Annotated in this window: 10 protein-coding genes; 7 read left to right on the forward strand and 3 right to left on the reverse strand. The window is 62.8% G+C overall.

What is annotated here, in order from left to right; genetic code table 11:
• From EOA32_RS31805 to EOA32_RS31815, 3 genes are all read left to right on the forward strand, one after another.
• The coding region (locus EOA32_RS31805) for a transglycosylase domain-containing protein (RefSeq protein WP_128373830.1) at nucleotides 1-526 on the forward strand (526 nt) is incomplete at its 5' end.
• A gap of 153 nt (nucleotides 527-679) precedes the next feature.
• A complete protein-coding gene (gene rpmF / locus EOA32_RS31810) occupies nucleotides 680-862 on the forward strand; it encodes a 50S ribosomal protein L32 (protein WP_006203806.1) in 183 nt (60 codons plus the stop codon).
• A 260-nt stretch (nucleotides 863-1122) separates the two neighbouring features.
• Nucleotides 1123-1524: a hypothetical protein gene (locus EOA32_RS31815; protein ID WP_067319335.1), complete on the forward strand. Its 402-nt coding sequence runs from the start codon at nucleotides 1123-1125 to the stop codon at nucleotides 1522-1524.
• Between the two features lie 34 nt (nucleotides 1525-1558).
• On the opposite strand, the gene EOA32_RS31820 is transcribed toward EOA32_RS31815, so the two are convergent.
• Nucleotides 1559-2080, reverse strand: coding sequence for a helix-turn-helix domain-containing protein (locus EOA32_RS31820; RefSeq protein ID WP_095831019.1), 522 nt, complete (start codon nucleotides 2078-2080; stop codon nucleotides 1559-1561).
• A gap of 97 nt (nucleotides 2081-2177) precedes the next feature.
• Between EOA32_RS31820 and EOA32_RS31825 the strand changes: the two genes are divergently transcribed.
• The 4 genes from EOA32_RS31825 to EOA32_RS31840 all read left to right on the forward strand — a co-directional run bounded on the left by EOA32_RS31825 (nucleotide 2178) and on the right by EOA32_RS31840 (nucleotide 4565).
• On the forward strand, nucleotides 2178-3002 hold the full coding sequence (locus EOA32_RS31825) for an alpha/beta hydrolase (protein ID WP_128373831.1): 825 nt from the start codon (nucleotides 2178-2180) through the stop codon (nucleotides 3000-3002).
• Nucleotides 3003-3093: 91 nt separating this feature from the next.
• Nucleotides 3094-3747: a glutathione S-transferase family protein gene (locus EOA32_RS31830; protein WP_128373832.1), complete on the forward strand. Its 654-nt coding sequence runs from the start codon at nucleotides 3094-3096 to the stop codon at nucleotides 3745-3747.
• 6 nt (nucleotides 3748-3753) lie between these two features.
• A complete protein-coding gene (locus tag EOA32_RS31835) occupies nucleotides 3754-4089 on the forward strand; it encodes a metalloregulator ArsR/SmtB family transcription factor (protein ID WP_095799820.1) in 336 nt (111 codons plus the stop codon).
• An 11-nt stretch (nucleotides 4090-4100) separates the two neighbouring features.
• The gene (locus tag EOA32_RS31840; protein WP_095831021.1) at nucleotides 4101-4565 is read left to right on the forward strand and encodes an SRPBCC family protein; all 465 of its coding nucleotides are present in this window, start codon (nucleotides 4101-4103) and stop codon (nucleotides 4563-4565) included.
• Between the two features lie 24 nt (nucleotides 4566-4589).
• Here the strand turns inward: EOA32_RS31840 and EOA32_RS31845 are convergent, their stop codons facing one another.
• Together EOA32_RS31845 and EOA32_RS31850 are read right to left on the reverse strand one after the other, a co-directional pair.
• Complete coding sequence (locus EOA32_RS31845) at nucleotides 4590-4865, reverse strand: metalloregulator ArsR/SmtB family transcription factor (protein ID WP_067002023.1); 276 nt, start codon at nucleotides 4863-4865, stop codon at nucleotides 4590-4592.
• 31 nt (nucleotides 4866-4896) lie between these two features.
• Nucleotides 4897-6078, reverse strand: a 1182-nt coding sequence (locus EOA32_RS31850; protein WP_128373833.1) for an MFS transporter, incomplete at its 5' end; no start/stop codon positions are given.

Raw genomic sequence — 6078 nt, forward strand, 5'->3', positions numbered from 1 at the left:
GCGCTGGGTATCGATCGACGATGTGGCCCCGGTGCTCATGCATTCGGTGATCATGTCGGAAGACGGCCAGTTCTGCTTCCATCGCGGCGTCGACCTCGGCGAATTGCGCGGCGTGGTCGACGATGCGCTTGCCGGCGAGGCGACGCGCGGCGCCTCCACCATCACCATGCAGACGGTGAAGAACCTGTTTTTGTGGTCGCGGCCGCTGGGCAGCGTGCGCAAGGTGGTCGAGTTGCCACTGGCCGTCTATTTCGATGCGGTGATGTCGAAGCGCCGCATCTTGGAGATCTATCTCAACATCGCGGAATGGGGGCCAGGCATATACGGCATCGAGGCGGCCGCGCAGCATCATTTCGGCGTCTCGGCCAGGCAATTGTCGCGGCGGCAGGCAGCGCTGCTTGCCGTCAGCCTGCCCAACCCGATCGCGCGCAATCCGGCCAGGCCAGGCCCGGGGTTGAGGCGTCTCGCCAATCTGATCGAGCGGCGCGCCGGGCGTTCGGGCGCCTATGTCGGTTGCCTCGATTAAGGCGAAGCGGCGCCGGCTCAAAAAAATTCGCGCCAGTGCTGGCCAAAACGGCGCAAGGCGTGTATAGGCACCCGACTTTCTCAGATTATGGCCTCGATGCGGCCCTTTCGCGAGGGTTGCCGGGGCATTTTGACCATGTAGTGGAGCATATCCATGGCCGTTCCAAAAAGAAAAACCTCTCCGTCGAAGCGCGGCATGCGCCGCTCGGCCGACGCCCTCAAGGCCCCGACCTATGTCGAGGACAAGAATTCCGGCGAAATGCGCCGGCCGCACCACATCGACCTGAAGACCGGCATGTATCGCGGCCGCCAGGTGCTGGAGCCGAAGGAAAGCTGAGAAGCTTGCACGGGAAAGCTGAGAAGCTTCCATGGTTGTGACGTTTTCAGAGGACCGGCCGCTGGCCGGTCTTTTTGATTCTGGCGACCGGATGAAGGTCCTCGCATTGGCTGGGCACGAGCCGTCGAAAAGACAGCGGAAAAACGGCTGACATCGTTATTTCATTAGGATTTAGAGCGTGTTCGGCGCCATCGCCGAAAAGCCTTGACGGCGTGCCCACCGCGCCTTTTACAAAAGGGTGCCTCATTGGAGACGCCCAGATGTTCGGTGCCATCCCGCTGCTGATCGTGCCCTTCGTCCTCTACAACCTCGGACTGCTCGGCCTGTTCGGCGGCGGCGACGATCCGTGGACGATCGAAATGTTCTCGTTCCGGATGATGTCAGGCGGCGTCTTCTCGATGACGCTCGGCGACCTGATGGTGCTAATCGGGCTGATCTTCCTCTTCGTCGAGATATCGAAATCGGTGCGCACCACCAATGCGTCGATCCTGGATCATCTGTTGTCGACGCTGGTCTTCATCGCCTTCCTGGTCGAGTTTCTGCTGGTGAAGGGCGCCGCGCATTCGGTGTTCTTCACGTTGATGATCATCGCGCTGTTCGATGTGCTGGCCGGCTTCTCCGTGTCGATGCGGTCGGCAAGCCGGGATATCAACTTAAACTAAGATTGCACCCGGCGACCCGCGGTCCAAAACGCCGTCAACCCGCGGCGGCGGCCTGAGGCTTACGGGCGACAACCGCCTCATAGGCGGTCTGCAACTGCCGGCGCACGGTCGGCGTGCCGGGCGGCGTCTTCACCGGCGCTCCAAGATGTTCGTGGCGCAATTCGTCCATGAACCGATCCCACAACGGCGGGCCGCCTTTTTCGAGCAGTTCGGCTCGGATCGACAGCTCCTCGCTGACCGGCAGCCAGACGCGGCCCCAGGCGCCGAGATGCGCCATGATCGGCACAAGGGTGATTGCCATCTCGGTCAGGCTGTAGATCGCCTTCTGCTTGTGGCTGGGATCGTCCGCCTTGGTCAGGAGGCCGAGCTCCATCAGCCGCTTCAGGCGATCGGCCAGGATGTTGGAGGCAATGCCTTCGATCGAGCCGTTGAGCAATTCCCGAAAATGACGCCTGCCGCCGAAGATAATGTCGCGCAGGATGATCAGGCTCCAGCGGTCGCCGAAAACTTCCAGCGACAGATTGATCGGGCAGCCGGAGCGGTGCTCGGTGTTCATGCCAGTCTCCAAAAAACCGGTTGCACTATGATATCAGCCTGCTTATCGTGCAACTGATTGCAATATGCAAGCAGATTGAGAGATAGAGGAGGGAAGGATGACCGTCTTGCCTCGCCCTGAGATCCATTCGGAAAGCTTCGGCGACCCGGCCGACCCGGCGATCCTTCTGATCATGGGCGCCATGGCCTCGATGCTCTGGTGGCCGGAAGCCTTTTGCCGGGCGCTTGCCGAGCGCGGCCGTTTCGTCATCCGCTACGACAATCGCGACACTGGTCTCTCGACCAAGTATACGCCGGGCGCGCCGCCCTACAGGTTCGAGGACATGGTCGATGATGCCGTCCGTGTGCTCGACGATCACAATATCGCCAAGGCGCAGGTCGTCGGCATGTCGATGGGCGGGATGATCGCGCAGGTCGTGGCGCTGAAATATCCCGAACGGGTCAGCGCGCTCACCGTGATCTCCGGCTCACCGCTCGGTGTCGATACGTCCGGTTTGCCGGGGACGAGCGAGGCCTACCGAGAGCATTCCGCCGAAGGTGCCGATGTCGATTGGTCGAACCGGCAACAAGTGATCAACTTCATGGTCAGGGACGCTCGCGCAATCGCCAGCACCCTGCATTCGTTCGACAGCGAACGGACACGTGCGATGATCGAGGAGGACTACGATCGGTCCGGCGGTCTCGCCAGCGCCACCAACCACTTCCTGCTGAAGAGCGGCGGCCCGGAGCGGCGAATAAGGGATTTGACCGTGCCGCTGCTCGTCATCCACGGCACTACCGATCCGCTCTTCCCGATCGAGCACGGCGAGGCGCTCGCCGGCGCGGTTGCCGGCGGCAGGCTGGTGCGGATCGAAGGCGGCGGCCACGAACTGCACCGCAACGATTGGCCGCACATCGTCGAAGCAATCGCCGCATTTGGCTAGCCCGGCGGGATTAGGATTGACACCAGCGGTCTGCGAAAATAGTTAAGTGATCACTTCAGTATTGCCTCGACCTCCGCCGACAGGAGAAAAAATGTCCCTGACGCTGTATTTCCATCCGCTCGCTTCCTTCTGCTGGAAGCCTCTGATCGCGGTCTACGAAAACAACACGCCGTTTGCGCCGCAGATCGTCGATCTCGGCGATGCGCCGTCGCGCGCGGCTTTCCTGAAGGTTTCGCCGACGGGCAAGATGCCGGCCCTGCGCGATGACGCGCGGGGCCGCACGGTGCTGGAATCGACCATCGTGATCGAATATCTCGCCGCTTATTATCCCGGGCCGGTCGAGCTCATTCCCGCCGCCGTCGACCTCGCCATCAAGGTGCGCCAGGCAGACCGCTTCTACGACTTCTACGTGCAGGAGCCGATGCAGAAGATCGTCGGCGACCGGCTGCGGCCGCAAGACAAGACCGATCCGTTCGGAGTCGAGCAGGCGCGCGAGCAGCTGCGCAATTCCTACGCCATCATCGAACGGGAGATGCAGTCAAAAACGTGGTCAGTCGGCGACCACTTCACTTTGGCCGACTGCGCCGCCTCGCCTGCGCTGTTTTACGCCAACAAGGTCGAGCCGTTTGGCGACAAATTCCCCGCCATGAAACGCTATCACGACCGTCTGCTCGAACGGCCGAGCTTCGCCCGCGTGATCGAGGAGGCGCAGCCCTATTTCAAGTTCTTCCCCTACAATGGCTAAGCCTCGATGCTGCATGATCCCGCCCAGCTCGATCTGATGTTCCAGGCGCTTGCCGATCCCGCCCGGCGCCAGATGGTGGAACGTCTGTCGCGCGGACCGGCATCGGTCAGTCAGCTCGCCGAGCCGCTGGCGATGTCGCTGTCGGCCGTCGTCCAGCATCTCGCCGTTCTTGAGACGAGCGGGTTGGTGAGCACCGAGAAGCTTGGCCGGGTGCGAACCTGCCGGATCGAGCCAAACGCATTGCGGGCAGCCGAGCATTGGATCAACGAGCGGCGACTGGCCTGGGAACGCCGGCTCGACCGGCTCGGCGATTTTCTCACGGACATCACCGACCAAACCTGAAGGGGCCCGTCATGACCGAACGATCCGTCGTCCATTCCACCTTCGTCATCGAACGCCTCTATCCGGCGCCGCCCGAAAGGGTCTATTTCGCGCTCAGCGATCCGGCGGCCAAGAAGCGCTGGTTTTTCGATCCCGACAACCCGATGCCGAGCCGGCATGAAATGGACTTTCGCATCGGCGGCAAGGAGGTGAATGCCGGCTGCCCGAGCGACGGGCAGACGCATTTCTTCAACGCCGTCTACCAGGACATCGTGCCGAACAAACGCATCGTCTACAGCTATGAGCTGCTGTTCGGCGAAACCCGAGTTTCGGTTTCGCTGGCGACGATCGAGCTCATCGCGGAAGGCAGGGGAACGCGACTGATCCTGACGGAGCAAGGGGCCTTCTTCGACGGCATCGACTCGCCGGCCACGCGCGAGCATGGCACCGGCGAACTGCTCGACGCGCTTGGCGCGGCGCTGCAGGGAGCGAACTGAGGGCCTCTGGCTGGTGGCCAGCGGTCACTCTCCAGGGGAGAGTTCCCAGAACTGATCCAGCCAGACATTCAGCCTGAGGAAGCCGGCGGTGCTGACGGCGTAGACGCGTCTGGTGCCCTCGGCCCTGGCATTGACCAGACCGGCGTCGAGCAGGACTTTCAGATGCTGGGAAACGGCCGGGCGCGAAACCGGCAAACCGGCGGCCAACTCATTCACCGTCTTGGGACCGCGCCGGAGCTCTTCCAAGAGATAGCGCCGGTTGGGATCGGCTATCGCCACGAAAGCGTCGGAAAACATCATGCCTCATTTGTGGGGTAAAGTTCCCCAAATCTCAACCATCGGTTTCAACCTTTGTGCGCGGGTCGAGCCGCAAGGCTTCCGGCGTGACGGCGCGGTCTGCCGGCTGCGTCTTGAAGGCATCGCGGTTCTCGATCGGAACCGGCGCGCGGGCGCGGATGCGGAGCAGGGTGTAACCGGCAAGGCAGAGATGCGCGAGCGCGGTCGCAAGGAAGAGCGCTTCGGGGCGCAGCCAGCCCATCAAAGCGGCGGCCAGCAGCGGTCCGATCATGGTGCCGAAGCCATAGAGCAACAGCAGGCCGCCGGAAACCTTGACGAAATCCTCCGCCCGCGCGTGGTCGTTGGCATGCGCGACGGCGATCGAATAGAGCGTGTAGGCGAAGGCGCCGTAGGCGGCCGTCAGCAAGATGACGAAAACGCCGGAACGCGGCTCGACCAGAAAGACCAGCACGGCAAACAGTGCCGCGCCGAAGGCTGCGCCCGCCAGCACGAAACGGCGGTCCGTGGTGTCGGATAGCCGGCCCGCGGGGAGCTGCATGGCCGCGCCGGCGATGACCACCAGGCTCATCATCAGCGCGATCTCGGCGGTAGAGATGCCGATGCGGGCGCCATAGACGGCGCCGAGCGTGCCCCAGGCACCATTGGCTATGCCGATCAGGAGGCAGGCAACCGCCGACACCGGCGAATTGGCGTAGAGGCCTTTGACGTCGAGCTTGACATCCTGCAGCGGCTTCGGATGCGACTGGGTCGATACCGCAGTCGGAAGGAGCGACAGGCAGAACAGGATGCCGGTGATCATGAACAGCGAGGCCGATTTCACATCGCCGCCGGCGACGATCATCTGGCCGCCCATGATCGAAGCATAGGTCACCATCATATAGAGGCCGAAGACGGTGCCGCGATTCTCGTTGGTGGCCTTCTCATTGAGCCAGCTTTCGATGACCATGAAGGCGCCGGCCATGGTGAAGCCGGTGAAGGCGCGCAGCAGGATCCAGAAATACTCGTCGATGATGAGGCCGGTGAGGAGCGCAATGATTGCGCCGGAGGCGGCGAAGGCGCCGAACGCCCTGACATGGCCAGCACGGCGCACCAGCCGCGGCGCGAAGAAACAGCCAGTGACGAAGCCGCCGGCCCATGCCGTGCCCATCAGGCCGAGCGAGGCGGTCGAGAACCCCTCAAGCTGGCCGCGCAGCGGCAAAAGCAGGCCATGCAGGCC

This window comes from Mesorhizobium sp. M1A.F.Ca.ET.072.01.1.1 (assembly GCF_004023325.1).
In the GTDB taxonomy this organism is placed as follows: Bacteria; Pseudomonadota; Alphaproteobacteria; order Rhizobiales; family Rhizobiaceae; genus Mesorhizobium.

Coding starts and splice junctions, on each gene's coding strand:
- rpmF (WP_006203806.1), top strand. CDS start 680: ATGGCCGTTCCAAAAAGAAAAACCTCTCCGTCGAAGCGCGGCATGCGC.
- EOA32_RS31815 (WP_067319335.1), top strand. CDS start 1,123: ATGTTCGGTGCCATCCCGCTGCTGATCGTGCCCTTCGTCCTCTACAAC.
- EOA32_RS31820 (WP_095831019.1), bottom strand. CDS start 2,080: ATGAACACCGAGCACCGCTCCGGCTGCCCGATCAATCTGTCGCTGGAA.
- EOA32_RS31825 (WP_128373831.1), top strand. CDS start 2,178: ATGACCGTCTTGCCTCGCCCTGAGATCCATTCGGAAAGCTTCGGCGAC.
- EOA32_RS31830 (WP_128373832.1), top strand. CDS start 3,094: ATGTCCCTGACGCTGTATTTCCATCCGCTCGCTTCCTTCTGCTGGAAG.
- EOA32_RS31835 (WP_095799820.1), top strand. CDS start 3,754: ATGCTGCATGATCCCGCCCAGCTCGATCTGATGTTCCAGGCGCTTGCC.
- EOA32_RS31840 (WP_095831021.1), top strand. CDS start 4,101: ATGACCGAACGATCCGTCGTCCATTCCACCTTCGTCATCGAACGCCTC.
- EOA32_RS31845 (WP_067002023.1), bottom strand. CDS start 4,865: ATGATGTTTTCCGACGCTTTCGTGGCGATAGCCGATCCCAACCGGCGC.